We start from the raw sequence: 23,304 nt of genomic DNA, 5'->3' as shown, positions 1-23,304 counted from the left end.
CCGCTCTTTGTTTACGTCAAAAAGAGGATCTCCGGCAGCGCTTCAGCCGCCGGAGACCGAAGTGACGGACCGATCAGATCGACCAGTTGGTGGCGCGGAAGTCCATGGCGAAGGCCGGAGCGGCCTTCCACTTCAGCGACGACTTCATGCCGGTGAAGACGGCATTCTGGTGGAGGACCTGATAGACCGGGTCTTCGCGCTCGGCGATTTCCAGCATGCGGGCGATGGCCTTCTTGCGCTGTGCGCGGTCGGTGGAGGTTTCCATGACGACGGCGAGCTTGTTCATCTCCGCGTTCGACCAGTCCTTCTTCTGCTGCACTTCGCCGTTCGGACCGAATTGCACGACCATCGGCGTGATCGGGTCGTTGATCGAGTTGCCAGCCGACCAGTCTCGCACGCCCTTGACACCGGCCGGATCGTGGATCTGCGCCCAGTTCTCCTTCATCTCGATCTCGACGTTGAGGCCGACCTGCTTCCACATCTCGACCATGATCTGGCCGTTGGCCGTCTGGTTCGTGTAGTAGTTGTTGAGCAGGCGGTAGGGGATCGCATCGCCCTTGTAATTGGCCTGCTTCAGGAGGTCCCTGGCGAGCGCCGGATCGAATGCCGGGGGTGCCCAGCCATCGATGAACATGTCGCTGTTGCGGAAGGATTCGAACTGCAGGCCGGCCGGGATGACCGTCTTGCCGGCCCAGAGCGCATCGACGATCGCCTGGCGGTCGATGGCATGGGTCATCGCACGGCGAACCAGCGGGTTGGCGAGGATCTCGTTCTGGGTGTTGAAGACCGAAATGCGGTGGTTCCAGATCGTCGAGTTCTGGATCTCGTAGCCCGGAGCGGCCTGAACGGCGGCGATCTGGTCCGGCGGCAGGTCGCAGGCGAAGTCGTATTCGCCAGACAAGAGGCCGTTGACGCGCGAGGCGACTTCCGGAACTTCCACGAAGCGGATCTGCTGGAGCGGCGGGCGGCCGCCCCAATATTCGTCGAAGGCAACGAGGGTCAGCGAAACGTCCGGCTTGTACTCGCCGACCATGTAAGGACCCGTCGTGATCGGCTTGCGCGACCATTCGGTGAAGCTTGCGGCCTCATCCCAGGCGCGGCGGTTGGTGATCTGGCTGCCGCCGGAATAGAGGCGCCCTTCCAGCGTCACGTCGGGCGTCGTGTTGTGCAGGCGCACGGTGTACTTATCGACGATCTCGATGCCGGCGAGCGCCGGCCACAGGCGACGTCCGACGCCGGGAACGGTTGCCGGCAGTTCCTTGGCGGTCGCAGGCTTGTGGTCGGCTTCGAAAATAGTCTTGCCGCCGGCGGGCTCCGTGTTCCCGAACACGCGTTCCTTGGAGAAGGAGAAAGCGACGTCCTCGGCGGTCATTTCATCGCCGTTGTGGAACTTGACGCCCTGGCGCAGCTTCAGCTCGAGCGTCTTGTCGTCGATACGCTTCCACTCGGTGGCAAGACCCGGAACCGGACCCTGATTGCCCATCCAGTCACGCAGGATCAGGCCTTCCCAGAGGTTGGGGAAGAAGATGCGCTCGCCGACGTTGGACTGCTCGTGGTAGACGTCGAGCGAGTTGTTGTTGGTGATCTTCTGCACCGCGATGGTGATGGACGGGCGCTTGCCCTGGCTGAAAGCGAGGCGCGGCAGAACGAGCGTGCCGGCTGTGGCGGCGCCGATAAGGCCGAGCGCGCCGCGTCGATTGATCGAAATCATCGGAAACTCCTTTTGTCTTGACCGACGAGCCCCCGCTCGTGGTCTGTGTTGTTAAAATCAGCTAGATGTCGCCGCATTGACGGCTTCATGAATTTTTCAATAAAGGCGCCCGTCGCGGATGCCGCGAAGAGCCGTTCCAGCGCGTGAGGCAGGGCCCCGCGCGACGAGATCAGCCGGCGACGGGAACCACCGGTTTGCTTGCAGGCGAAGCGGCGGTTCCCGCCGAAAACGCTTCGAGCGCGCGCGCCAGTTCACCCGCTCCCTCCACCGTTTGCAGAGCGCCTGCCGCCTTCAGCGCCTCGTGCCGTCCGCTGCGCGGATCGGCCGGATCGACGAAGCCGATCGCCGCCATGCCGGCCGCCACGGCACCCGTAATCCCGAGCGCGCTGTCGTCGATGACAAGGCAGCGGTGCGGCGCCACGCCGAGATTTTCGGAGCAGAGAAGGAAAAGGTCAGGCGCAGGCTTGGGCCTCGCCACCATCTCGGCGCTGTAGATATGCGGGGCAAATTCCGTCCACAGATCCAGAAGACCGAGGCTGCGGCGCAGTCTCTCCATATCGCTGTTGGACGCGACGCATTTGCGCTGCTTCACATTCCGCACCAGCTCTTCCATGCCGGCCATCGGCCGCAGCGAACGGGAAAATTCCGCGTAGAGCGCGCTTTTGGCATCGGCGAAGACACGGTCCGGATCGGCAAGGCCGAGTTCCTCGCGACAGAGGCGGCCGGCCGCCTCCCCCGAAAGACCGGTGAAGCGACGGTAGACCTCAGCGTGGCTCAAGGGAACGCCGGCGCGCTGCAGGGCCTGCGCCAGCGTGCCGCTCGCCACCGGCTCGCTGTCGATCAATACGCCGTCGCAATCGAAGATCAGAAGTTCTATCGTCATGCAGACGGCATTACGTTACATATGTTACACCAATGTGAAATATGTAACGCCGAGGCGTTTAGGGCACATCTGGATGGGGATTGATGGAATCGCATGAACTGAAAATCCGGGCGGCCTGGCTCTATCACGTGGAGGGGCTGACGCAGGCGCAGATCGCCGAGCGCATGTACCTCACCCGTCGCCGGGTGAACGAGTTCCTGGCCGCAGCCCTTGAGGAAGGCATCGTCAGGGTGAGCTTCGCCTCGCCGCTTGCCGCCGGCATGGAGCTGGAATCGCGCCTGCAGGAACGTTTCGGCCTGGAGGCGGCAGTCGTCGTGCCCACCCCTGCCGATCCGCAGCTTCTGCACCAGGCGCTCGGCCGCGGCGCGGCCGCCTATCTCGACCGGCTGATCCAGGCCCGCAAGCCCCGTTCTATCGGGGTGGGCTGGGGCGCAACGCTGCGCGAGACCGTCACCAACATGACGCCGGCAAGCGAGCCCGGGATCGAGCTGCGCTCGATGATGGGCGGGCTGACACGCGGTTCGGAGATTAACACGTTCGAGATCGTGCGCGCCTTCGCGCAGGTCCTAAAGGCGCAATGTCACTATTTCGCGGCACCGATCTATGCGGAGAGCCCGCAATCGCGCGAGGCGATCATCACGCAATCGGTCTTCGAGCGCATCTTCCGCCAGACCTGCGAAGTGGATATTTCCTACCTGAGCGTCGGCGACGTGACCAGGCAATCCCTGCAGGTGCGCTACGGCCTGCCGGCAGGAACCGACGTCGGTGATCTCATCGCCGTCGGCGCCGTCGGCGACCTGCTCGGCCGCTATATCGATGCCGAGGGCCGGCCCGTCGCCCACCCGCTGAACGCACAGGTGCTAGCCCCCGACCTCACCGACTACCGCAAGATCCCCTGCCGCATCGTCGCCTCGGGCGGCATCCACAAACACGCCATCCTCACCGCCACCGTACGCGCCGGACTCGCAACCGCGCTGATCACGGATGAGGAGAGCGCAAGGGCGTTGCTGGCGGGCGGATGAGGTGAGGTGCGTGCCTGCGTAATGGGAGGGAGCTTGGCCGCCGCTTCAATCGGTGATTTCCTTCGTCGGCGAACACTGTAGCATCGGCATTGTTACCAGGCCAGCTTCAGTTCTGCGCTGAGATAATTGCTGTCGCGGCCGCCCTCAGCTTCGAGCGCCGAGCCGACCTGGTAATGAACAGCCTCCAGCGACCCCGTGAGATTGGGATTGAAGCGGTAGTCCGCCTTGACCTGCACATAAGCTCCGGTCCATGCCTGCCCGTTACCCGCCGTGCCAGCGACGGGAACGCTTGGCAGGGTGTAGACAGCGTCCTGTGTTGTCTGTCGCCAGAGCAGTCCGACCCCGGCCACCAGGGTCAGGTCTTCTGTCGGCTGAACGGTAATCGACGGCTTGAGGTGAATGAGGTTAGCATATCCGGTATGGCCGCCAAGCGAGAAATAGAAGCCGTTCGGAAACAGCGGGTTGAAGGTGCCAAGCGTGCCATCACTTGCGTCCCGGTCGCCGGACGCCACGTCGAACTGCAGACCGATCCGCGGCAACCAGGGGACATCCTCGAAGGTGTAACCAGTCCTCGCACCGACGGCCCAGGCCAGAATATCGGCTGAGCCGACCTGGCCAACCTGTCCCATCGCTTCCGCATCCCAGTCGAAACCGGCATATTTGCCGGCCGACCGGATATCGAGCACATGCCTGTCCTCCTCACCCGACGCGGTGAGAAAAGTGGCGTCCTTGCGCTGATAGAGCGCGTAATAGGCGGAGGCTTCGATCGTCGGCGAGAGTTGCCGCTCAACGCGGGCGCCGCTGAACAGTGCATCGCCGCTTGATCGATCATCGAAGGGGTTGTCATCCCGATACTGAACCGGCTGGCTGACCAGACCATAGAAGCGCCATGCTTCCGTCTCCCACCCGGCCCAGACGGCATCGAACGCCTGGCGGACATTGGGCCCATCGCGCACCGATACGAACCGCTCCAGGTCAAACGCGAAGTCTTGGCGGCCGACCCTTGCTCTGAAGGTTCCTAGGTCAGTCTCCTGCGTATAGCCGATGAATGCGAGCCGAAGGTCAAATCGGTTTGCGTCGTTAGGGCTGACCACAGTCTTGTCGAACGCACGCACATCCTCGAACTGTGTAAACAGTTGCCAGTTTTCATTCAGGTGAACGTCGATCTGAAACTGCGCACGCTGTAACCAATAAGAATCTCTGGGATACGCCGGCACGGTTCCGAAAGCCGGCGCATCACTGACTTCGAAGATTTCGCGTAGATTGAGCCCTAACGAGATGTAGCTGTCGGGATTGGAGGGAAACAACGGAATGTATTTGAGACCATCCAACGGCTCATTCCGCAGTTTCGGATCCGCGAGAAGCGACCAGTCCTCCTGCGAACGGTCGGCTTTTATCGAGGGCCTCTTCTGCTTCAAGGAAAAATCATCCGCCGCCAGGGCTGACCGGTAGCTCCCTTGAGCAAATGCAAGGGCGAAAAGCGAAAGCAGGAGTGACCGCACCATGGATACGAACCGAAGGCTGAGCGTCATTGAAAAAAGCGAGGTGAAACATCTCTGTTGGTCAATCATCTGCTCGCCTTTCAGCCTTCGGCACGTGGCCACATCCTGCGTGGGTGGTCGACGCCGTCCGCCATTGGCACGGCGAAGCATGGGGCGCACACGGCCACCCCAGTTGCGCATCGACCGGCTGAAGGTGGATTCCGTCACCCGGCGCGTTTATGGTGAAATCGTTTTGGGCTCGTCCGTGGGGCGTGCGCGGCTGCGCTGCTAGATGACTTCGGCCAACTCAACCACGTTCCCGAAATGATCGGCGAAGAAAGAAATCTTGCGGCGAATCTCGTTGACCTGAAACGGTTCGGTGAGGATCTTTACGTTGCGGCGGCGCAGCTCTTCCACAGTGGCTTCGATATCGGCGCCGGTCAGGCAGAAGTAGTGACAACTGGCATGCTTCAAGCTGTCGCCAGATCCTTGTAAACCGGTACCGTATGCGGACCTCGATATAACGACAGACCCCTTGACGCGCGTTGTTTTCGACGGGGTATTGAACGATCGCCGTCAATGTAGACGATGGTTCTTTCGCCGCGGTAGGGTACGGCCGGGCGGCGAAACCGCGGTCCAATGAGCTCCTGCAATGGAACTGTCGGTGGAGCAGGGGGAACCATTCCGCCGGGTTCATTTTTCCCCATGATAGCTGCCGAAGTATTTTACGGGTGACCAAGCCGGAAGGATGTCGGGCAGTTTTGGCGATAGAGCGATGTAGTCCTGTGCACCAAACACTACCTTTCCGTCCATAATAGTCAGTACAGAAGATATAGAGCTGATTTGATCTTCCGGCACGGCGAAGTAGTCCCTGTCGAGCACAACAAAATCCGCCAGGTATCCGGGAGCGATTACGCCCATTTCTGATTCTGTGTTCATGAACCACGCTGCGCCACTGGTGAACAGTTTCAGCGCCTCGGTGCGGGATAGGCGATTGTCCTCGGCAAGAATTTCGGATCCGGACACAGACTTGCCAGATACCATCCAGCTTATACCAACCCAAGGGTTGAACGTGGCTGCCCGGAATGCATCGGTGGTCATGGCCAGCGGCATGCCGCTATCGACGAGCATGCGCAGACGCGGCGTCTCCAACGCCTTCTCGCGACCATATGTCCTGATGAAGCCATCGCCGTGGAGCGCCATTTTGGCGTCCAGGGCAATTCCGCCACCCAGCTTTTTCACCCGAGCGATGTTCTCCGGACTGATGGTCTCAGCGTGCTCAAGACTCCATTTCAGGCCATCGAGCGGGATCGTCTTGTTCACCTTCTCCAGCGCGTCGAGAAAGGGGAGATGTTCTCGTTGTAGCTGACGTGCATTCGGAACGGGATGCGCCGCTGGACCAGCTTCATCACATCCTGCTCGACGAAGCGCCGCATCTTCTCGGGCTCGATGATGACCGCCGGACGGTCGAAGTTCTCATGATCGTGCACTTCCCCGCTCAGAACCTCCCCGGCACCTTGATATTCATGGCCATGTGCCAGGGTGGGATGCAGGTTTTGTCCTGGACTTATCGGCGCCGTTTTTGTGATCGCCTCGATTTCCAGATCCACCATGTTCACCGGTCCGCCGTCGCCGAGTTGCAAGTCCACAAAGGGCATGCGCACATTGAGACGGTTGTCTCGCGCAAGCACGTCTACCCTCGCCTGGGCCTCCGGGTAGGGCCACCTACCGCCGTTATCAATGATCGAGGTCACGCCGAACCGGTTCAGACCGTGAATGCTATAGACCATCGAACTCACTTGTTCGTCGAACGTGGGCTGCGGCACCATGCTCTCGAGGGCGAGAAACAACCAAGTATAACCGTGGATCACACCAGTGGGATTACCGCGGCTGTCCTTTTCGAATTCGGTGTCCGGCACCTTTGGGAACCGATCGGTACCCACGCCAAGCGCCTCCATCGCCTGCTTGTTCAAGAAGGCTTGGTTATAGGCATATTGCACGATCAGGGGGCGATCGGGCACGGCGCTGCGCAATTCATCCAGCGTGGGGAAGCGGTTCTCCTCAAATTGGTAGGGTGACCAACCTCCGATCACTTTGACCCATTGGCCCTTCGGCGTACGTGCGGCCTGCTCGCTCAGCATAGTCAACGCCCGGCGCAGCGTCGGCACGCCATCCCATCGAACATTGTAGTTATAGGCCAGATCGTTGAGGACATGGATATGGGCATCAATGATGCCGGGAATGAGTGTGCGGCTGCGAGCATCAATAATCTCGGTGTTGGAGTTCTTTAGACCGAGAATGTCCACATCGGAGCCGACGGAATAAATGCGGCCATTCTTGACCGCCAAAGCCGAAGCTTCAGGCTGAACACGGCTGCCGGTGAAGATCTTTGCATTGATAACGATCAGATCGGCGCCGGGCTGTTCCTGCGTCGTTTGTGCCTGAACTACAGAGAAAGAAAAAGTTGTCACAAACGCGATGAATATCTTTCTGATCATTTTATCCTCGTTCTACTGATTTTACGAAATGCGGTCATTCGGAGCCGGTGCCATGCGGATGCGCGCGATGGGCGAAGAAGTGAGTCCAAGCGCTCGCGAAAGGTCATCACTTTATTCGCATGCCGTCGTTGAAGGCCGACTTGTCGGAAGACAAAACCCTTGTGAAAACGTCCAAGTGGACAGTGCCATTGCAATTTCGGCTACGGTAGGCCATCAAACTGACACACCATGTCGCCAAAAAGGAAACACCAATGGATATTGAGGAACTGCGCACCTTTGTGGAGGTTGCTGACGCAACCGGCGTCACACAGGCAGCGCGCCGGCTTGGCGTTTCCAAATCGCTCGTCAGCCGACGGCTTGCGCGACTTGAGCAATTCCTGGGCGTTCAGTTGCTCGCGCGAACGACGCGTGGTGCCTCCTTGACCGAAGCTGGCGCAACATTTCGCGAGCATGCGGCAAAAATCTGCAGCGAGTTTGAAGTTGCGAGGGAAGCCACTCTCCCTTCAGGAGATCTTCGCGGCCGGTTACGTGTCGCTGCGCCGCTTTCTTTTGGCCCAACACATTTTGCTCCTATCCTCTCACAAATGGCGCGGAGGCATCCGCAACTGCAAATCCTTTCTTCCTATACCGATCGTTTCGTAGATCTCGTCGGAGAGGGGTTTGACTGCGCTATTCGGCTTGGCCACCTTCAAGATTCTGTCCTAATCGCACGACGTGTCGGATCGATCTTCGGCATTCTGGTTGCGAGCCCCGAATACATAGAAGCTCACGGCGCTCCCGAAAAACCCGGCGACATCGTAGATCATCAAGTCGTCATGCGAGACGACGAGAGGTGGCAATTCATGGATGGCGATAAAATTGTTACGGTGCGTCCCCAGGGACGCTTCGTAGCTGATAGCGGAGTATCACTCGTATCTGCCGCTCTGGATGGTATTGGGATCGGCTACCTGCCGGAACCGCTTGTCGCGGATCATATTCGTTCGGGCGCACTGGTGCCAATCATGACGCGTCATCCGATTCCGCCAGCCGGCATGTTCGTCGTAAGGCCGCCCGGCCAGCATCCCTCGCGAAAGGTGAGGATCCTCACTGAAATGCTTATCGAACGTTTCGGAACCGCGGCCGTCAAGGACGGCGCGGCAGGCCTCGGCAGGCAGGGTGAATGATCAGCATGTGGGTAACGGGTCGCCGCGGATTCCCGATTATACAGGAATCTGACCTGCATCAGCGATCGCGGACGCGGCCAGTCCTCCCCAACGTCACGAAATGGCTTCTCTTAGTGCCGAGTTGATCAGCAACGAAAGGTGCCGCCGATGCAATAATGGCGCGGTGCTGGATGCCGATGGATGATCCACCGCTATTTCGCTGGGTAAGGCTCAACGTCTGCTGACCAATAATGCTTGGCGATATTCTGGCTGTTGCGGATGACGTGGTAGGCAGTTTCAGGGTTTCCCCCTTCAAATGTATCCGGGTCTGCGCCACACATGAGACAATACATTCGCTGGTGAACAACTGCCGCGAAATATTGCATCGCCGGCACAGCATCTTCCTGGCCGATTGCTCGCATATCCTCGGCAGCTTGTTTGGTCGCCTCTTCCAGAGCACAGGAGACCGCGGCAGCAAGAGTCTTGTCGGTGCGACTGATGACCTCGGCGATCTGGCGCTCTGCCAAAGTTAGATCAGGAGTGTTTTCGGCCATTGTTTATCTCTCCGGCAGCAGCTTGAAGGGCCTGCTTCGCCTCTTGAAACAGGTGGGTGTTCTTCCGCGTTCGGCAAAATTATCACTTTCTCAAAACATCCTGCCATTCCGCATGGCGCTCTATCTGCGCTTTCGCGAATGGGCAAAGCGGTATGATCGTGATGCCTTCGCGCCGGGCGTCCTCTACCGCCTGCCGGACCAATTGCTCGCCGATTTTTCGACCGCGCAACGCGGCAGGAACATCCGTGTGGTCGATGATGATCAGCTTTTGACCCGCACGACTGTATGTCATTTCGGCTTCGTTCCCATCAACAACGATCAGGTAGCGCCCCTTGGACATGCCATCTTCCCGTTCAACCTCTTCGCTCATCGCATTTCCTCCGTGTTTAAGGCGCCGACCCGCCCCATCCTCAGATGGTCTCCAAATTAAAGCTGATCGGCAAAAATCAATCGGGCAAGGGAATGTGCTCATCCCTGTCGTCAACCGGGAGATCGAAACGCCCCTTCCCCCAGTTCTCGGCCCGCCATTCGGCCTTGGCCTCTTCGATGCGCTCTTTCGAGGATGCGACGAAATTCCACCAGATATAACGTGGTCCTGAAAGCGTCGCTCCGCCCAGTGCCATCAGCCTTGCACCTTGGCCGCCTGCGGTTACCGTGATCCTGTCACCGGGACGGAACACCATCATCTGCGGCGCTTCGAAGTCCTGGCCGGCGATCGAGATAGAGCCTTCGACGATATAGATCCCACGATCCTCGTGATCGTCGGGCATGGGCAGGCGAGCACCTGCTTCCAGCGTGATATCGGCATAGAAAGTCTCGGAAAACATCGTCGCGGGAGCGGCCTTGCCATAGGCATTTCCTAGGATAAGCCGAACCGTGACGCCACGATCCTCGATCATCGGAAGCGTGTTCTTACCATGATGTTCAAAAATGGGCGTCATGTCTTCGTGGCTGTCGGGAAGCGCCACCCAGGTCTGGATTCCCAGCAGGCTTTGCGGCCCGCTGCGGCTCTCTGGCGTAGTGCGCTCTGAATGCGTGACACCCCGGCCCGCGACCATCCAGTTCAGAGCTCCGGGGCGAATGATCTGGTCGGCGCCTGTGCTGTCGCGATGATGGAATTCACCGCGATAAAGATAAGTGACGGTGCCGAGTCCTATATGGGGGTGCGGTCGAACATCGATGCCCTGACCAGTCAGAAGTTCCGCAGGCCCGACCTGATCGAAGAAGATGAACGGGCCAACCATCTGACGCTTCGGCGCAGGCAAGGCGCGCCGAACCTCAAAGCCACCGAGGTCGCGCGAACGTGGAATGATGAGGGTGTCGATCGCATCCAGGCCGATCTCTTCAGGACAGGCTGGCGCAATGGCGGGATTCCAACTCATGCATGTTCTCCTCTTCAGTCTGCAGGATTAGCGCCGCCGAGCTGCCCTTCCGTTCTGCTACCCGGTTGGCCAAAGCCGCCACCGAAACTAGAAAGCTACAGCACCCGCGACTAGGTTTGGGAAACGCTACACTGTGTCGCGGAAAGCGGAACATGCTGTCGCGGCATCAAGTCTCGGCGCCCCAAAGATGCGCGTCTTTCTCAAAGGATTCGATCAGGAATTCCGAGAGGATCCGCACCTTTCGGGATGGATGCGGGCTGGGAGGCCGTACGACATAGACCCCGCCGACCGGTAGCGGAAAACGGGTCATGATCGGAACGAGAGCCCCTGAAGCGAGATAGTCGTGGGTGACGCAATCGGGGAGCCAGGCGATGCCGAGCCCTTCAGCGGCTGCGCTCGCAAGCGCCATGCCGTTGTCGGTCCTGAAGCGACCCTGCGGTTGCACTGTGATGATCTTTTCGCCATCCATGAATCGCCAGCTCTCCGCACCGACCAGAGCCTGGTGCGACGCGATGTCTTCCGGCGTCTCCGGCGAGCCATGCAATCTTATGTAGTCCGGGCTCGCCACCAGCTTGCCGTAGATCTGGCCGACGCGTTTTGCGATCAAATTCGAATCGCGAAGAGCGCCGACACGGATTGCACAATCGAACCCGTCGACGATCAAGTCAGCGAACCGATCGCTGTAGTCGGCATGGATCTGAAGCTGCGGGTGGTGGCGCGCCATCTTGGCCAGAACCGGTGCGAAATGTACCGGGCCCGATGTCAGCGGAACTGCAATCCGGAAACGTCCACGAAGGTCACCTTCCGGCAGGATCGCCTCGCGCGCAATGTCGATTTCGGCACAGGCCTTTGCTGCATGATCCCGAAACAAGACCCCTGCTTCCGTCAGACCGGCTCCCCGTGTCGTTCGCGCAAGAAGCTGGGTGCCGAGCGCACCCTCGATCCTGGTGAGAGCGCGGCTGACCATGGACTTGGAGACCCCAAGTCTACGCGCAGCCGAAGTGATACCTCCCGAATCGGCAACCTCGACGAATACCCGCAGATCTTCGATGTCCATTTGGCATTACTCCGTTGCGACACGGTGGATACCCGTCCTATCGCGCCGCCCTGATGATCGGCGCGACCTCCGTGCCCAGAAGCTCGATCGACTGCTTCATCGCGGCCGTTTCAAGCGAAGCGGTACTCATCTGGAAGGTGATGCGCGATAGACCGCCAAGCCTTTCGTTGGCCTGCAGCATCTTGGCGGCAACAGTTTTCGGATCGCCGACCAGGAATGCACCGTCAGGACCCGCCATGATCTCGAACTGCTGTCGCGTCGGTGGCGACCAGCCGCGCTCACGACCGATCTTCGTCGTCAGATGCGCCCATCCGGGAAAGAAGGCATCCTTTGCAGCCATGTCGGTCTCACCGACGAAACCCATTGCATGGACTCCCACCTTGAGTTTTTCGCGATCATGCCCGGCGCGCAGGCCACTTTCGCGATAGAGATCGACAAGTGGCCGGAAGCGCTCGAAGCTGCCACCGATGATCGCCACCATCAAGGGAAGGCCAAGTGCACCGGCGCGTGCGAAGGATTCCGGCGAACCGCCGACGCCAATCCAGACTGGAAGCCGCGATTGATGTGGACGCGGAAAGACGCCTTGCCCTTTGAGTGGCGGACGAAAGCGGCCTTCCCAGGTGATATCTCTCGTCTCGCCGAGCTTGAGAAACAGATCGAGCTTTTCGGCGAAAAGCTCGTCATAATGACGCGTATCCAGCCCGAATAACGGATAGGCCTCGACGAAGGAGCCTCGACCGACCACGAGCTCGGTACGCCCCCTGGAAATCAAGTCGAGCGTCGCGAATTCCTGGAAGACACGCACCGGATCGGCCGCGCTTAGAACCGTGACCGCGCTCGCCAACCGGATACGGGTAGTGCGGGCCGCGGCCGCGGCCAAAATGACAGTCGGGGCGGAGTCGAGAAACTCAGCCCGATGATGCTCGCCGATACCGAAGACATCGAGCCCGACGCGATCAGCGACAACGACCTCCTCGATAAGCTCGGCCATGCGATCCGACGGTGAAGGGAGCTTACCCGTTTTCGGATCAGGAAGGATGGCTGCAAAACTGTCGATACCGATTTCCATGTTTGGTCCTTAAGTTGATTGCGCGGTTCGTTGTCGTCGCTACCAGGCCGGCTTCATTTCCGCCCTCAGATTGTCGCCGTCACGGTGGTCGCAGGCGCATCTTTCGCGTCGGTGCACGGCTGGGCCAAGCGTGAACTCGCTTGAGTCGGGATGGCGAGGCTCGACTTTGGGGCCTTTACGGTGACATCAATTCGAGATTCCGCCATCCCAGTCAGCTTTTAAAGACCGGCCTGGCTGGCCGCCTGTACGGGCGTATTGAGGAGCTGCTGCTCCCACAGATAGGCGATGCCGCTACCACCGGCATGCTCGATGATGACGTCCGTCAGCGCAGCCGCAGTTTCCTCGCGAGCCCAATCGCGCTGCCATTCTGCGGCGATCGCGAGCCAGGTCATCATGTTGATGCCGGCCCCGATCATCCGCTGGATGGCGACCTGATGCGCCTCGACCGAGGTGCCACCCGATGCGTCGGTAATCACCGTAACGTCCCAGCCCTCGCCGGCAGCCTGGATAGCCGGCATCGCAACGCAGACTTCGGTCCACAGACCAGCAATGATGAGCTGCTTGCGGCCGGTGGCCTTGACCGCGTCCACCACTTTCGGGTCCTGCCAGGTGTTGATGAATGTACGGTCGATCACCTCCTGCCCAGGGAAAACATCGGTGAGGTGTTTGAAGAGCAGACCACCGCGACCGGCAATCACGCTTGTCAGGATCGTAGGGACGTTGAAAACCTTTGCCGCTTTCGCAAGCGCCGTGGTGTTGTTCACGACCGCCTGCGGATCGTGGCTGTTCACGTTTGCGAGCTGATAAGGCTGATGGTCGATCATGACGAGGACGGAGTCTTCGGGACGAAGAAGTGAGTCAAGGCCGTTACGAAAGGTCATACTTACATCCTGTGTTGGCGGTTGATTGAGACACACTGCAGGAGGGGCGAACACCCTCCGAAGCGTCGTCTGCGAAAGGAACTTGTCATTCCCAATTTCGATGCGGTAGTCATCGTTTGTGCCGAACAGTGTCGCGGAACGGGGAACGCAGCATGGACATCGAAGATCTGCGGACGTTTGTGGAGGTTGCGGATGCGGGCGGAGTGACGTCTGCTGCGCTCCGGCTGGGTGTCTCCAAATCAATGGTCAGCCGACGGCTCGTAAGGCTCGAGGCTGAGCTTGGCGTCCAGCTGCTTGCAAGGTCGACACGCGGGGCGTCCTTGACGGAAGCGGGCGCCACTTTCCGGGATTATGCCGCCAGGGTCAGCGCCGAGATCGATGTCGCCAGAGACACGATCCTGCCCGCCGGCGAACTGAGCGGGCGCCTGAGAGTTGCCGCACCCCTTTCCTTCGGACCTACCCACTTTGCATCTGTTATTGCGCAAATGGCATCTCGCCATCCGCAACTTCAGATCCAGACCAGCTATAGCGACCGTTTCGTGGATCTGATCGCGGAAGGGTTTGATTGCGCAATCCGGGTCGGCACACTTCAGGATTCCAACCTGATTGCAAGACGCGTCGGCCCCCTCTATGGAAAATACGTCGCGAGCCCCGCCTATATCAAAGCCCATGGCTCCCCGGAAACACCGGAGGAACTCGTCACGCATCAGGCGCTTATGCAGGGGATGGAAACGTGGCAGGTGATGGACGGCGACAAGATCCTGACCATTCGCCCGCAGGGCCGTTTCAAGGCTGACAACGGGGCAGCTCTCGTCGTCGCTGCCGCGGCCGGTTTGGGTATCGCGGCCCTCCCCGATGGCCTCACCCAGGACTATCTCAATTCCGGCGCGTTGGTGACGGTCATGAAAAATCATCCGCCGCCACCGGCCGGAATCTATGTCGTTCGTCCGCCGGGACAGCACCCCTCAAGAAAGGTCCGCGTCCTGACCGAAATGCTGATCGAGTGTTTCGATCATAGCGGGCAAGGAAACGAACAGCCCATCTAACGGATATAGAGCGGCAGATCGAGACGGTCCCGGAGCTGACGCGCAGGCCTGCGATTATGTCGGCAGATACTTTGAGTAGAACGCCGTCAGCCGGTCAATTGCCGGACCCACATATTCCGGCTTGTAATACATGTCGTAATGGCCGGCGCCCTCGACCACGAAAAAGTCCTTCTCATCGGCAGGTGAAAGATCGAATAGTCGTTGGCCGGCCTCGTATTGGCCGGTAGCGCCGCGGCGACCTCCGACGATGACCTGAAGAGGCTGAAACAACAGCTCGGGAACGAGGTTGAAGGCATCGAAGCCGAGCAGGTTCGCGTAGCTTACGAACAGCAGACGGTTGGTGGTAAGGTGGCGATAGCCGGACTCCCTCAGCGTCAGGGTGTCATCACAACGCGGCCCAATGGCTTTGCCGTTTCGGCATATTCGTGTGCTTTTGACGCGTCTCGCAGCGGGAAGGCCTTATCGATGACGACGTCCAGACGCCTTTCCGCCACGGCCTCCAGAAGTTCGTCAACCGTCCGATGCACGGCACGTCGTTCGAACAGCGATCCCATGAAAACACCATGAAGGGTCTGATTGTTCTGCAGGGGCGACCAGAGATCGACGTCGAGGCCGCCGCCGGCATTTCCGACGAAGACGAGACGCCCCTCGACTGCCAGTGAGGAAAGAGAACTTTGCAAGGTCGATCCAACAGGGTCGATCACGAGATCAGCCCCCTTGCCATCGGTCAACCGACGGACTTCACCAACAACATCCTGCTCAAATCGATCAATGACATGGGTGGCGCCAAGCTCGGTCAGACGCGTTTGTCGTTCGCGACCGCCGGCAACAGCAATAACCGTCGCCCCCGCTTGATGCGCGAGCTGAATGGCTGCCAGACCGACGCCGCCAGCGGCGGCCTGGATCAGAACTGTTTCGCCTTCATTTAGCCTGCCCTTGGTGATGACGCAGTGGCGGGCCGTCCCGAAGGAGATTGGTAGCGCCGCGGCTTGCGCCATGTCGACGTCGTTCGGCATCAACCATGTGCGTGAGGCGGGCACGGCCCAGAGTTCGGCATGCGATCCCTGCATGTCGAAGGCTGTCACTTTTTGGCCAACCGTCCGATCCCTCACATTTTCGCCGATCGCGACGATGGTCCCGGCAGCAGCATAACCGACGATCCACGAAGGGCGCTGCGGCGTCGAGCGCCGATTGACAAGATCGCCGCCTTCAATCGAAATCGCCTCGACGGCGATTAGAACATCCCCCGGTCCACAGACGGGATCCGGCACATCGGCATATCTTAAGACTGTCGGGGGACCGGGGCTGTCATAGACTGCAGCCTTCATGTGCTATTCCTTTCCCGTATGGGACGTCCTGCCTTCAAATGGTCACAACGGCTGCAGGCCGCCTCTCAGCCCATCCGTGCCACCAGGATATGTTCCAGATCCTTCAGCGCCGCAGCAGCCGTCGCCAGCGGCTCTTTGCCGGACCCGATCGCGAGCGTCGTGCCCATACTACGCAAGAGCGCCGCCGTCCACCGTAAGGATGGTGCCGGTGATTTGCCGGGCGGCCGGCGTTGCGAGGAAAGCGACTGCCGCCGCGACATCCTCCGGCTGGTTAAAGCGGCCAAGGGCGCTGAGACCACGCTGATAGTCGGCGAATTCCCCCGTCTCGGGGTTCGAGTCCGTGTTTGTCGATCCCGGCTGGACGAGATTGACCGTTATATCTCGGGCGCCCAATTCGCGGGCGAGGCCACGGTTGAATGCCTGGAGCGCGCCTTTGGTCATATAATAGACCGTACCAGGCACCCCGGCTATGCGATCCGCGCCCGCTGATCCGATGGTAATGATGCGCCCGCCCTCCTTGAGGTGTGGGATGGCAGCCTTTGCGGTCAGAACAGGCCCACGCACGTTAACGGCAAGCAGCGCGTCGATGTCCTCGATCGTGAAATCTGCAATGTTGTTGTATCGCGCGATCGCCGCATTGTTGACGAGAATGTCGAGACCGCCCAGTGTGCGGACAGTTTCGTCCACTGACCGCTGGATGGCCGAGGGATCCGCGCTGTCGGCCTGTATCGCGATTGCCTTGCCCCCATTCCCTTCAATAGTCCGGAAAAGTCGCTCCGCGCTGTCGGCGGATCGCTCGTACGTTATCGCAACGTTCGCACCTTTCTCCGACAGAGCAATCGCGATCGCGGCCCCGATGCCACGCGATCCACCCGTGACGAGCGCATTCTTTCCAGCTAGTTCCTGCATGGTCGAACCCTTTCCTATTCCTGTCGCCTTGACGCCGATTGGGAGGTTCATTCCTCACTACGGGCTGCTCCGGCAGGCTTTTTGTTGAGCCTCAAAATAGGCAATTGCGACGCAGGCAACATTCCTGATCTTCCCAGACACTTGCCTGATCCTACCAAATCACTACATGCTGACGTGATGTTCGACCCTGTGAAGCCATCGACACTTCTGCTGAACGCCGTTGCTCCGTTTGTTTCGGCGCATGCGGGTACAGTCGGCGTTCCCACCTCCGTTCCGCGCTTGACGATTTGGACAAGCACAAGGGCCACGTCGCCCACTCCGGCGGTGTTCGAACCCATGTTCTATGCGGTGTTGCGCGGAACCAAAGTCTTGATCATGGGCGCCAATCGGTTCGAACTGGCCACAGGCGCTTGCGCGGTATCGTCCTTTGGCCTGCCCTACAGCCACCAATTGACCGGCGCTAAGCCCAATTTCCCCTATGTCGGCATCAGCCTTCATCTTGATGCCGATATTTTGACGCGCGTCATGCTCGATATCCCCAAGCGTGAGGACCGTTGGACATGCGCAGTCGCCGCCGGCGGTCTGGACGGACCCGTCGGCGACGCATTTGCTCGCCTCGTCGGGCTGCTGAACGCGCCCGACGATATCGGTGCGCTGGCACCACACTACGAGTTTGAGCTTTATTATCGCCTGCTTCAGAGCTCGATGGGCGACACGCTGCGACAGGTCAGCCAGAGAAACGGCCGCTTTCAACAACTCAAGTCGGCGGCCGATTGGCTCGCTTCCAATCATAGTGAGCCTGTCAATATTCCTGAGCTGGCGGCGGCTTCTCACATGAGCGTTACAAGCTTTCACAGGCATTTCAAGGAAGTCACCGGGTTCAGCCCACTTGCGTTTCAACGCCATATCCGCTTGCTTGAGGCGCGGAAGCTCCTTGCCGGCGGCAGCACCAATGTGTCGCGCGTGGCGTATGAGGTGGGTTATAAAAGCCCGTCGCAGTTCAGCCGCGAGTACAAGAGCATGTTCGGCAGCGCGCCGGTGGCTTATCTTGCGCGGTGAACCCAGTCGTTATCCGCTGACGGAAGAAAAAAAGTCGATGGCTTCGGCGGGGACTAGTCCAGGCTGCACACGAAACTAGGAATATCGTGCCCGGCGCGGTATGATATTCCACTTCGCCGTTAGCGGAATGGAGACATCTTCTGGAGAGGTTCTCCTCCCGCGGCAGACAGTGGTGCGAACGAGGTCGTGATTCAGCGCGGGCGCTTCCGATAACGCATACGCGCCATCCAAAGACCGAAACCGCTATGCAACAATTTCTTGCAGCGGTTTCGTTGTTCTCTCATCAGTCAGTACTCACACCTTCAATGCACGAAGCAAGCCTTCCAGATTTCTCTCGCCCTCCTTGGTCTGCGCTCCTGCTTTCAGTCCGCCCCGGATGAGCTTTTCGGCAGCAGGGAGTTCGAACAATCCTGCCCAGGCCTCATGCTCGCGCTGAAAGCCATCCCGCAGGTCTTCGGGAGGCAACGCCCTCTTGGCCGCGGCGATGACGCCGGTGGGCAGTGCGGCGATGTTGCGTGCCAAACGCTCGACGAAGCCGTCGAGTTCAGAGGCCGGCAGTGCCCGGTTGATCCACCCGTATCGCTCCGCCGTCATCGCATCGACGAGATCGGCGGCAAGGATCACTTCAAGAGCTCGGCCACGCGTCATCCGGCTGGACAGATACTGGGTGGCTCCGCCGCCCGGCGTAATCCCCATCAACGCCTCGCATTGAGCCAGCCCTGCCTGCGCTTCCGCAGCAAACACCATGTCCGCCGCCGCGACAAACTCAGCTCCGCCGCCGCGGGCCAGCCCGGCGAGCTTGACGATCGTCACTTGCGGCTGCTCTCGTAGAAGTTCGCCAAATGCCTGGAACGGGTTGAGGGCTTCCGGAGCTTCACGGGCGATCTCGTCGAAGGCGTGCGGTTCATCGATCAATGTCATGTCGACATGGGCAATGAAGAATTCGGGGTCCGCACTTTGGAAAACCAGTACACGGGTGTCCGGATCGTTGCGAACAGAAAGGAGAAAGCGGCGGATCTCGCTCATCAGGGGGACATCGAGAACGTTTACCGGCGGGTTGTTGATCGTGATCGTGGCAACGCCGTCTGTCCGAGTAATCCGAAGCCGGCTGAAATCTGTGTCGGTCATATGTGAGTCTCTGTTTCTTCAGGAACCTCTGGCGCCGCATATGCGCCATTGACCCTAAAGTATTCATTGGATACCTAGCGTCAATTACGCACCAGAAGCATCCCAGGGATGCTGGAGGATACCGATGGATGAACCGACCGATGAAAATGGCCCGGTCTACCGTGCCGACTGCCCGAGCCGCGTGATCCTCGACCAGATCGCCGACAAGTGGTCGATGATGGTGCTGGCCGTGTTAAGCGAGCCCCGTCGCTTCAATGCGATCAAGCGTCGCCTCGATGGCGTGACCCAGCGTGTGCTGACACAGACACTTCGAAAGCTGGAGCGCAACGGCATGCTGACGCGCAGGATCCTGGATGGGCGTGTGCTCGGGGTTGAATATGCATTGACACCCCTCGGCAGGTCACTGCAAGGGCCGTTCTCAACCCTGTTCGACTGGACTGTCGAGAATATCGACGTCATCCAGGATTGTCAGCGCAGCTACGATGCGCGCGTGGATTAGGGCCGACTTGAGCGGCGGTTTGCGCGCAGCCCAATTCGGCGGGTGAAATAGTATGTGGAGCGCAAGGGTGCCCCAATCTCTTTTGAGAGATAACCTGATATTCTGCGTTGTAAGTTTTTCGGTCTTGAACCGGTTCGAACCACCGACCCGTTGATTCCAGGCATCGAGCTCGAAGTCTAGCTAGTTGGCAAAGTGTCTGGCCATTCCTGCGCGCCATGGAGGACGCGAAGAATACGAACAGATGCTTCCATTACCACATATGCCGCGACATACGCCGTGCTGTTGATTACCAGTTCGCGCGTGCCAGCAATTCTGCCAACACGACTTGCTCGCGGGGAAATCAATCAGACGACGAACGGCAGCGATGATCGGTTCATCGACAAGGACGGCGGCTGAAGGATTATCTGCCTCGATATATGTGAAGATGGCGTCGCGATCCGATAACGCGAACGCAGACCAGGTAAGCTTCACGATTTGCGTGTATCCGCTTTAAGGCGGGCTGCCGCTCGACGTTTCGCAAAATGGGCCTCGACTTCATCATCCGAGACGTCCGGTCGAGTATCGTTCAATGCTTCAAGTACCTTGGTCCGCAACCAAGCGTCATGGGCCTCGCTGCCTGAAAGAAGTTCGAGTGGCAGCGCACCCTCGTTGGCCGTCCGGGCGAGCAAGATACGAACCGCATCCGATACCGTGAGGCCCAATTTTTCAAGCACGGCGGAGGCGCGATCCCGAACTTCGGCAAGCGGAGCTGACGCCCCTGCCCTCCTCCAAATCCGCTGGTTTTCAAGCATTTCCGACATAAAGGCCTATCAGCGCGCCTTTCTCCACCTCAATGGCCTACAACTCGTTCTCCGCTCGCTTTCGACCCTGGCGAGGCTGCATTTAGATCATAAGACACGCTTGCAACTGGTCAGTAATCATGACATTTCAATTTGAAACGGCATGGATATGCGTCTGATGAGCGATTTCCCGCTTCTCGCGGATGAGATTCAGGAAGGCGCGCTCATCCAGGTTTTCGGCATCAAGCCCTTCCCAGTCGAGCGCCGTCTGCATGAGCGCCATATCCACCAGACGCACGAGATCCATGAGCTCCAGTGATGAAGCACTATCTCTTGCTGCAGAAATAAGACGAAAAAGCCGCAGGAATCCCACCGGCTCGTTGCTGTCAATCACATTAGAAATTCCATCGGCCATCGCCTTGATTTGCCTCCGAGCTTGGCGAAAGTTTCGCGATCGGGCAGGTCCGCCTGCATCGGTCCCGAAACGGAATGTTGAAATCGGGTCTTGCCCGCCGCAAACGCTAACACACCCCATCAGTTGCGTAAATGACCCGATTAGATCGATTTAAACGGCTAAATCAACGTCACTTTATCGAAACGTCGGAATTGAAATGAACACCTGATGAGTAGTATTCCGGAGGAGCCAGCGACCGGAATGGACGCTCGCGATCGTTAAACGGCGACTTCTCAGCACCGATAAGCTGTCATTCTTCAACAATTGCCCGTAATCCCTGATTAAGTATATTGTTGCGCCTCCACTAATACGCGAGGCGGCCGTGAACAAACCCTTCCCTCCTCTTCCATTCGGCAGCGAACGCGCCGATCTGGATAAATCGCCACTTGAAATCAGAGGCCTGCTTTCGCAGCCGATCTGGCGCGAGCTCAGGACCTTTCTGGCGGTCGCCAAAAGCCCTTCCTTTGCTCAAGCCGCTGAGCTGCTCGGCACCAGTGCGCCAACCGTCAGCCGTGACGTGAAGCGCCTCCAGGATCAGATGGGTTCGCAACTCGTCATCTCTACCTTTTCCGGCGTCACGCTGACCGAAACCGGGCGCAAGCTCGCCATCCAGGTTGCAGAGCTCGATTTCCAGCTGTTTTCCCTTTCCAACGACCTGAAGGATGAAATGGACGCCGTCACCGGACGGGTTGCCATCAGCGTGACCTCCGGCCTCGCTGTCGCCATCGTCGCTCCCGCCGTGCCCCGGCTGAACGACAGCTATCCGCGCCTCAATCTCGATATCCGGGAACAGGTGTCGCTCGTGAATTTCGAGAAGAACCAGGCTGATCTGATGATCTCGCTCTCTCCGATTTCGAGGGCGGATGTCGATTGCATCGAGATCGGCACTCTTCATCTCATTCCGATCGCCAGCCGTGATTATCTGAAGAAATCCGGTGTTCCGCAGCGCCAGTTCATCTCCCAGCATGTCTACGTGCAGTGCAACTATTATGCTTCCGAACGCGAGATCTGGGATGGCTGGCGCGGTCTTGTCGAAGCCGGCCACCAGACCCACAACTGCGAGAATTCGCTTGCCTACTTTGCCCTCGTTCGCAACGGCGCCGGCGTGGGGCTGCTCGGCAATTACGTGCTTGCAGATCCCGAACTCGTACCGCTCGAACTCGGCGTACATGTCGCCTTGCCCGTCTACCTGACCTCGGTTGCCAATCGCCGGCAATCGAGACCGGTGGCCGCCGTCTATGACTGGATCGTCGATATTTTCAGGACCAACCCGTCTTTCAGCAGCAGATTGACCTTTCCGTCCGGGCGGCACGAACAGGAAGAGAGCTTGCGCAAGATGCTCGAAACTATCGCTCCTCCGCCGCCTTCACAATTTGGCTGAGCTCTTCCGAGATCGAAAGATAGGCATTTGCGACATCCTCCAGGAAGCCGGCGAGCTCGACCGGCTGCACTGTCGGATCATTGATGAGCCGACGCACCATTTCGGTGTGTAGTTTCGTGCGCGTGAGAATTTCCTCCTGCAGCGCAGCCGTTGCAGACATGTCGCCCGCGTTGTCAAAACCTGCCATTGTTATGCTGTCTCAAACGAACTCGGGGCGTCCCATTGACCTTCGATGCGCAACAGCATTGCGCTGCTGCTTTCCATGGTAATCGGATCAGATGACGCGGGGATCGTGCCGACAACGGTCAGATAGGGTTCCGGATGGCCGGCGATCTCCACCGGCGGGCTGTCGACGATCTCCAGATCGAAGAGAATGGTCCACAGCCGCGCGAGGCGCTGCTCGGCCTGGGTCAGAACTTTCGTATAGCCCTTGCGCGCTACGTGATCGAAGGTCATCTGAATGCAACGCTTAACCGTAAAAGGGTGTCGGTACTTTTCGCGGAAGCAGGTTCGTTCATACTTGGCAAAGTCGGCGAACCAGCGGATGCGAAGCGAACCAACCGGCTCTTCGCCATCATAAAAGACGAAATGCGTGGCCTGGTGATCATTACCGTCGAAGATGAAGGAAGGCGAGATACCGTGCTCATGGACAAAGCAGATGCTTCTCAAGATCATCGCATCCCGAACATGGTCCTGGGTCGTTGCGACTTGGCATCGAAGATTGGGATATTTGTTCACCATCGGTCGGCCTCTTTTTCTGCACAACCCACTTCAACCGCAGAACGACTGCGGCGCGAAGGACGAAGATTTCAGGGGGGATTTCAAAAATGACGGACCCTGCCAATCCGATGGCAACCATCATCGCTCTCTGCGCGGAAGGGGCACGCCGGTATGGCGACGACCCACGGGCCATCGCGAGCTTCGTCGAAAATGAGATTGCGCGTCTGTCCGAGAGAGAACAGCGCCAACTCAAAGAACAACTGACGCTTTTGACAGATGGAGGTGGATCTCAAAAGCCGATCATGTAAAGAGAACCTGCAA

At 59.1% G+C, this 23,304-nt stretch carries 25 protein-coding genes and 2 pseudogenes; 7 read left to right on the top strand and 20 right to left on the bottom strand.

Annotated elements, in window-relative coordinates; all coding sequences use genetic code 11:
- Nucleotides 1-73: 73 nt before the first annotated feature.
- Nucleotides 74-1,711 (bottom strand): ABC transporter substrate-binding protein, encoded by a 1,638-nt coding sequence (locus ACR9ZQ_RS39980; RefSeq protein ID WP_481430700.1) that lies wholly within the window; start codon nucleotides 1,709-1,711, stop codon nucleotides 74-76.
- Nucleotides 1,712-1,880: 169 nt separating this feature from the next.
- Nucleotides 1,881-2,594 carry an HAD family hydrolase gene (locus ACR9ZQ_RS39975; RefSeq protein WP_310380542.1) on the bottom strand — a complete coding sequence of 238 codons (714 nt, stop codon included), beginning with the start codon at nucleotides 2,592-2,594 and terminating at the stop codon, nucleotides 1,881-1,883.
- Between the two features lie 83 nt (nucleotides 2,595-2,677).
- Here ACR9ZQ_RS39975 and ACR9ZQ_RS39970 point away from each other — a divergent pair, with 83 nt between their 5' ends.
- Nucleotides 2,678-3,616, top strand: coding sequence for a sugar-binding transcriptional regulator (locus ACR9ZQ_RS39970; RefSeq protein ID WP_310380540.1), 939 nt, complete (start codon nucleotides 2,678-2,680; stop codon nucleotides 3,614-3,616).
- A 92-nt stretch (nucleotides 3,617-3,708) separates the two neighbouring features.
- On the opposite strand, the gene ACR9ZQ_RS39965 is transcribed toward ACR9ZQ_RS39970, so the two are convergent.
- The 3 genes and pseudogenes from ACR9ZQ_RS39965 to ACR9ZQ_RS39955 form a co-directional block, all read right to left on the bottom strand.
- Nucleotides 3,709-5,187 (bottom strand): alginate export family protein, encoded by a 1,479-nt coding sequence (locus tag ACR9ZQ_RS39965; RefSeq protein ID WP_481431003.1) that lies wholly within the window; start codon nucleotides 5,185-5,187, stop codon nucleotides 3,709-3,711.
- A gap of 198 nt (nucleotides 5,188-5,385) precedes the next feature.
- Nucleotides 5,386-5,571 (bottom strand): VOC family protein, encoded by a 186-nt coding sequence (locus ACR9ZQ_RS39960; protein ID WP_481430699.1) that lies wholly within the window; start codon nucleotides 5,569-5,571, stop codon nucleotides 5,386-5,388.
- Nucleotides 5,572-5,790: 219 nt separating this feature from the next.
- Nucleotides 5,791-7,595 (bottom strand): annotated as a pseudogene (locus ACR9ZQ_RS39955) (amidohydrolase).
- A 251-nt stretch (nucleotides 7,596-7,846) separates the two neighbouring features.
- On the opposite strand from ACR9ZQ_RS39955, the gene ACR9ZQ_RS39950 reads away from it, so the two are divergent.
- Nucleotides 7,847-8,758, top strand: a complete 912-nt coding sequence (locus ACR9ZQ_RS39950; RefSeq protein ID WP_007825991.1) for a LysR family transcriptional regulator — start codon at nucleotides 7,847-7,849, stop codon at nucleotides 8,756-8,758.
- A gap of 191 nt (nucleotides 8,759-8,949) precedes the next feature.
- Here ACR9ZQ_RS39950 and ACR9ZQ_RS39945 read toward each other — a convergent pair whose 3' ends face one another.
- The 6 genes from ACR9ZQ_RS39945 to ACR9ZQ_RS39920 form a co-directional block, all read right to left on the bottom strand.
- A complete protein-coding gene (locus ACR9ZQ_RS39945) occupies nucleotides 8,950-9,291 on the bottom strand; it encodes a hypothetical protein (RefSeq protein ID WP_481430698.1) in 342 nt (113 codons plus the stop codon).
- A gap of 82 nt (nucleotides 9,292-9,373) precedes the next feature.
- On the bottom strand, nucleotides 9,374-9,661 hold the full coding sequence (locus ACR9ZQ_RS39940) for a GNAT family N-acetyltransferase (protein ID WP_481430697.1): 288 nt from the start codon (nucleotides 9,659-9,661) through the stop codon (nucleotides 9,374-9,376).
- 76 nt (nucleotides 9,662-9,737) lie between these two features.
- Nucleotides 9,738-10,673, bottom strand: coding sequence for a pirin family protein (locus tag ACR9ZQ_RS39935; protein WP_481430696.1), 936 nt, complete (start codon nucleotides 10,671-10,673; stop codon nucleotides 9,738-9,740).
- A 166-nt stretch (nucleotides 10,674-10,839) separates the two neighbouring features.
- The gene (locus ACR9ZQ_RS39930) at nucleotides 10,840-11,730 is read right to left on the bottom strand and encodes a LysR family transcriptional regulator (protein ID WP_481430695.1); all 891 of its coding nucleotides are present in this window, start codon (nucleotides 11,728-11,730) and stop codon (nucleotides 10,840-10,842) included.
- A gap of 37 nt (nucleotides 11,731-11,767) precedes the next feature.
- Nucleotides 11,768-12,799: an LLM class flavin-dependent oxidoreductase gene (locus ACR9ZQ_RS39925; protein WP_481430694.1), complete on the bottom strand. Its 1,032-nt coding sequence runs from the start codon at nucleotides 12,797-12,799 to the stop codon at nucleotides 11,768-11,770.
- Between the two features lie 218 nt (nucleotides 12,800-13,017).
- Entirely contained in the window at nucleotides 13,018-13,680 is a 663-nt protein-coding gene (locus ACR9ZQ_RS39920; protein WP_481430693.1) for a hydrolase, read from the bottom strand.
- 152 nt (nucleotides 13,681-13,832) lie between these two features.
- On the opposite strand from ACR9ZQ_RS39920, the gene ACR9ZQ_RS39915 reads away from it, so the two are divergent.
- Nucleotides 13,833-14,726 (top strand): LysR family transcriptional regulator, encoded by an 894-nt coding sequence (locus ACR9ZQ_RS39915; protein ID WP_310380517.1) that lies wholly within the window; start codon nucleotides 13,833-13,835, stop codon nucleotides 14,724-14,726.
- 54 nt (nucleotides 14,727-14,780) lie between these two features.
- On the opposite strand, the gene ACR9ZQ_RS39910 is transcribed toward ACR9ZQ_RS39915, so the two are convergent.
- The 3 genes from ACR9ZQ_RS39910 to ACR9ZQ_RS39900 all read right to left on the bottom strand — a co-directional run bounded on the left by ACR9ZQ_RS39910 (nucleotide 14,781) and on the right by ACR9ZQ_RS39900 (nucleotide 16,963).
- Nucleotides 14,781-14,996, bottom strand: coding sequence for an alpha/beta hydrolase family protein (locus ACR9ZQ_RS39910; protein ID WP_310380516.1), 216 nt, complete (start codon nucleotides 14,994-14,996; stop codon nucleotides 14,781-14,783).
- Between the two features lie 104 nt (nucleotides 14,997-15,100).
- Complete coding sequence (locus ACR9ZQ_RS39905) at nucleotides 15,101-16,054, bottom strand: quinone oxidoreductase family protein (protein WP_310380514.1); 954 nt, start codon at nucleotides 16,052-16,054, stop codon at nucleotides 15,101-15,103.
- A 168-nt stretch (nucleotides 16,055-16,222) separates the two neighbouring features.
- Nucleotides 16,223-16,963 (bottom strand): SDR family NAD(P)-dependent oxidoreductase, encoded by a 741-nt coding sequence (locus ACR9ZQ_RS39900; protein WP_310380509.1) that lies wholly within the window; start codon nucleotides 16,961-16,963, stop codon nucleotides 16,223-16,225.
- Nucleotides 16,964-17,047: 84 nt separating this feature from the next.
- Between ACR9ZQ_RS39900 and ACR9ZQ_RS39895 the strand changes: the two genes are divergently transcribed.
- On the top strand, nucleotides 17,048-18,022 hold the full coding sequence (locus ACR9ZQ_RS39895; protein ID WP_481430692.1) for an AraC family transcriptional regulator: 975 nt from the start codon (nucleotides 17,048-17,050) through the stop codon (nucleotides 18,020-18,022).
- 294 nt (nucleotides 18,023-18,316) lie between these two features.
- Here ACR9ZQ_RS39895 and ACR9ZQ_RS39890 read toward each other — a convergent pair whose 3' ends face one another.
- Nucleotides 18,317-19,150: an enoyl-CoA hydratase/isomerase family protein gene (locus tag ACR9ZQ_RS39890; RefSeq protein ID WP_481430691.1), complete on the bottom strand. Its 834-nt coding sequence runs from the start codon at nucleotides 19,148-19,150 to the stop codon at nucleotides 18,317-18,319.
- A gap of 124 nt (nucleotides 19,151-19,274) precedes the next feature.
- Between ACR9ZQ_RS39890 and ACR9ZQ_RS39885 the strand changes: the two genes are divergently transcribed.
- The gene (locus ACR9ZQ_RS39885; RefSeq protein ID WP_310380503.1) at nucleotides 19,275-19,649 is read left to right on the top strand and encodes a winged helix-turn-helix transcriptional regulator; all 375 of its coding nucleotides are present in this window, start codon (nucleotides 19,275-19,277) and stop codon (nucleotides 19,647-19,649) included.
- A 176-nt stretch (nucleotides 19,650-19,825) separates the two neighbouring features.
- On the opposite strand, the pseudogene ACR9ZQ_RS39880 reads toward ACR9ZQ_RS39885, so the two are convergent.
- The 3 genes and pseudogenes from ACR9ZQ_RS39880 to ACR9ZQ_RS39870 all read right to left on the bottom strand — a co-directional run bounded on the left by ACR9ZQ_RS39880 (nucleotide 19,826) and on the right by ACR9ZQ_RS39870 (nucleotide 20,843).
- A pseudogene (locus ACR9ZQ_RS39880) lies at nucleotides 19,826-20,120 on the bottom strand (type II toxin-antitoxin system RelE/ParE family toxin).
- Nucleotides 20,117-20,440 carry a type II toxin-antitoxin system RelB/DinJ family antitoxin gene (locus ACR9ZQ_RS39875; protein WP_481431002.1) on the bottom strand — a complete coding sequence of 108 codons (324 nt, stop codon included), beginning with the start codon at nucleotides 20,438-20,440 and terminating at the stop codon, nucleotides 20,117-20,119. Before ACR9ZQ_RS39875 ends, ACR9ZQ_RS39880 begins: the two are co-directional and overlap by 4 nt.
- 136 nt (nucleotides 20,441-20,576) lie before the next feature.
- Complete coding sequence (locus tag ACR9ZQ_RS39870; RefSeq protein WP_481430690.1) at nucleotides 20,577-20,843, bottom strand: hypothetical protein; 267 nt, start codon at nucleotides 20,841-20,843, stop codon at nucleotides 20,577-20,579.
- 361 nt (nucleotides 20,844-21,204) lie between these two features.
- Between ACR9ZQ_RS39870 and ACR9ZQ_RS39865 the strand changes: the two genes are divergently transcribed.
- The gene (locus tag ACR9ZQ_RS39865) at nucleotides 21,205-22,263 is read left to right on the top strand and encodes a LysR family transcriptional regulator (protein ID WP_310380500.1); all 1,059 of its coding nucleotides are present in this window, start codon (nucleotides 21,205-21,207) and stop codon (nucleotides 22,261-22,263) included.
- On the opposite strand, the gene ACR9ZQ_RS39860 is transcribed toward ACR9ZQ_RS39865, so the two are convergent.
- Both ACR9ZQ_RS39860 and ACR9ZQ_RS39855 read right to left on the bottom strand, forming a co-directional pair.
- The gene (locus ACR9ZQ_RS39860) at nucleotides 22,229-22,450 is read right to left on the bottom strand and encodes a hypothetical protein (RefSeq protein WP_007825337.1); all 222 of its coding nucleotides are present in this window, start codon (nucleotides 22,448-22,450) and stop codon (nucleotides 22,229-22,231) included. The genes ACR9ZQ_RS39865 and ACR9ZQ_RS39860 overlap by 35 nt on opposite strands.
- A 2-nt stretch (nucleotides 22,451-22,452) precedes the next feature.
- The gene (locus ACR9ZQ_RS39855; protein ID WP_113182666.1) at nucleotides 22,453-22,938 is read right to left on the bottom strand and encodes a GNAT family N-acetyltransferase; all 486 of its coding nucleotides are present in this window, start codon (nucleotides 22,936-22,938) and stop codon (nucleotides 22,453-22,455) included.
- 152 nt (nucleotides 22,939-23,090) lie between these two features.
- Here ACR9ZQ_RS39855 and ACR9ZQ_RS39850 point away from each other — a divergent pair, with 152 nt between their 5' ends.
- Nucleotides 23,091-23,291 (top strand): hypothetical protein, encoded by a 201-nt coding sequence (locus tag ACR9ZQ_RS39850; protein WP_481430689.1) that lies wholly within the window; start codon nucleotides 23,091-23,093, stop codon nucleotides 23,289-23,291.
- The last annotated feature ends 13 nt before the right edge of the window (nucleotides 23,292-23,304 follow it).

It is taken from the genome of Rhizobium sp. KNZ14-9A, assembly GCF_056755015.1.
This window is presented reverse-complemented; position numbering and strand designations above follow the sequence as displayed.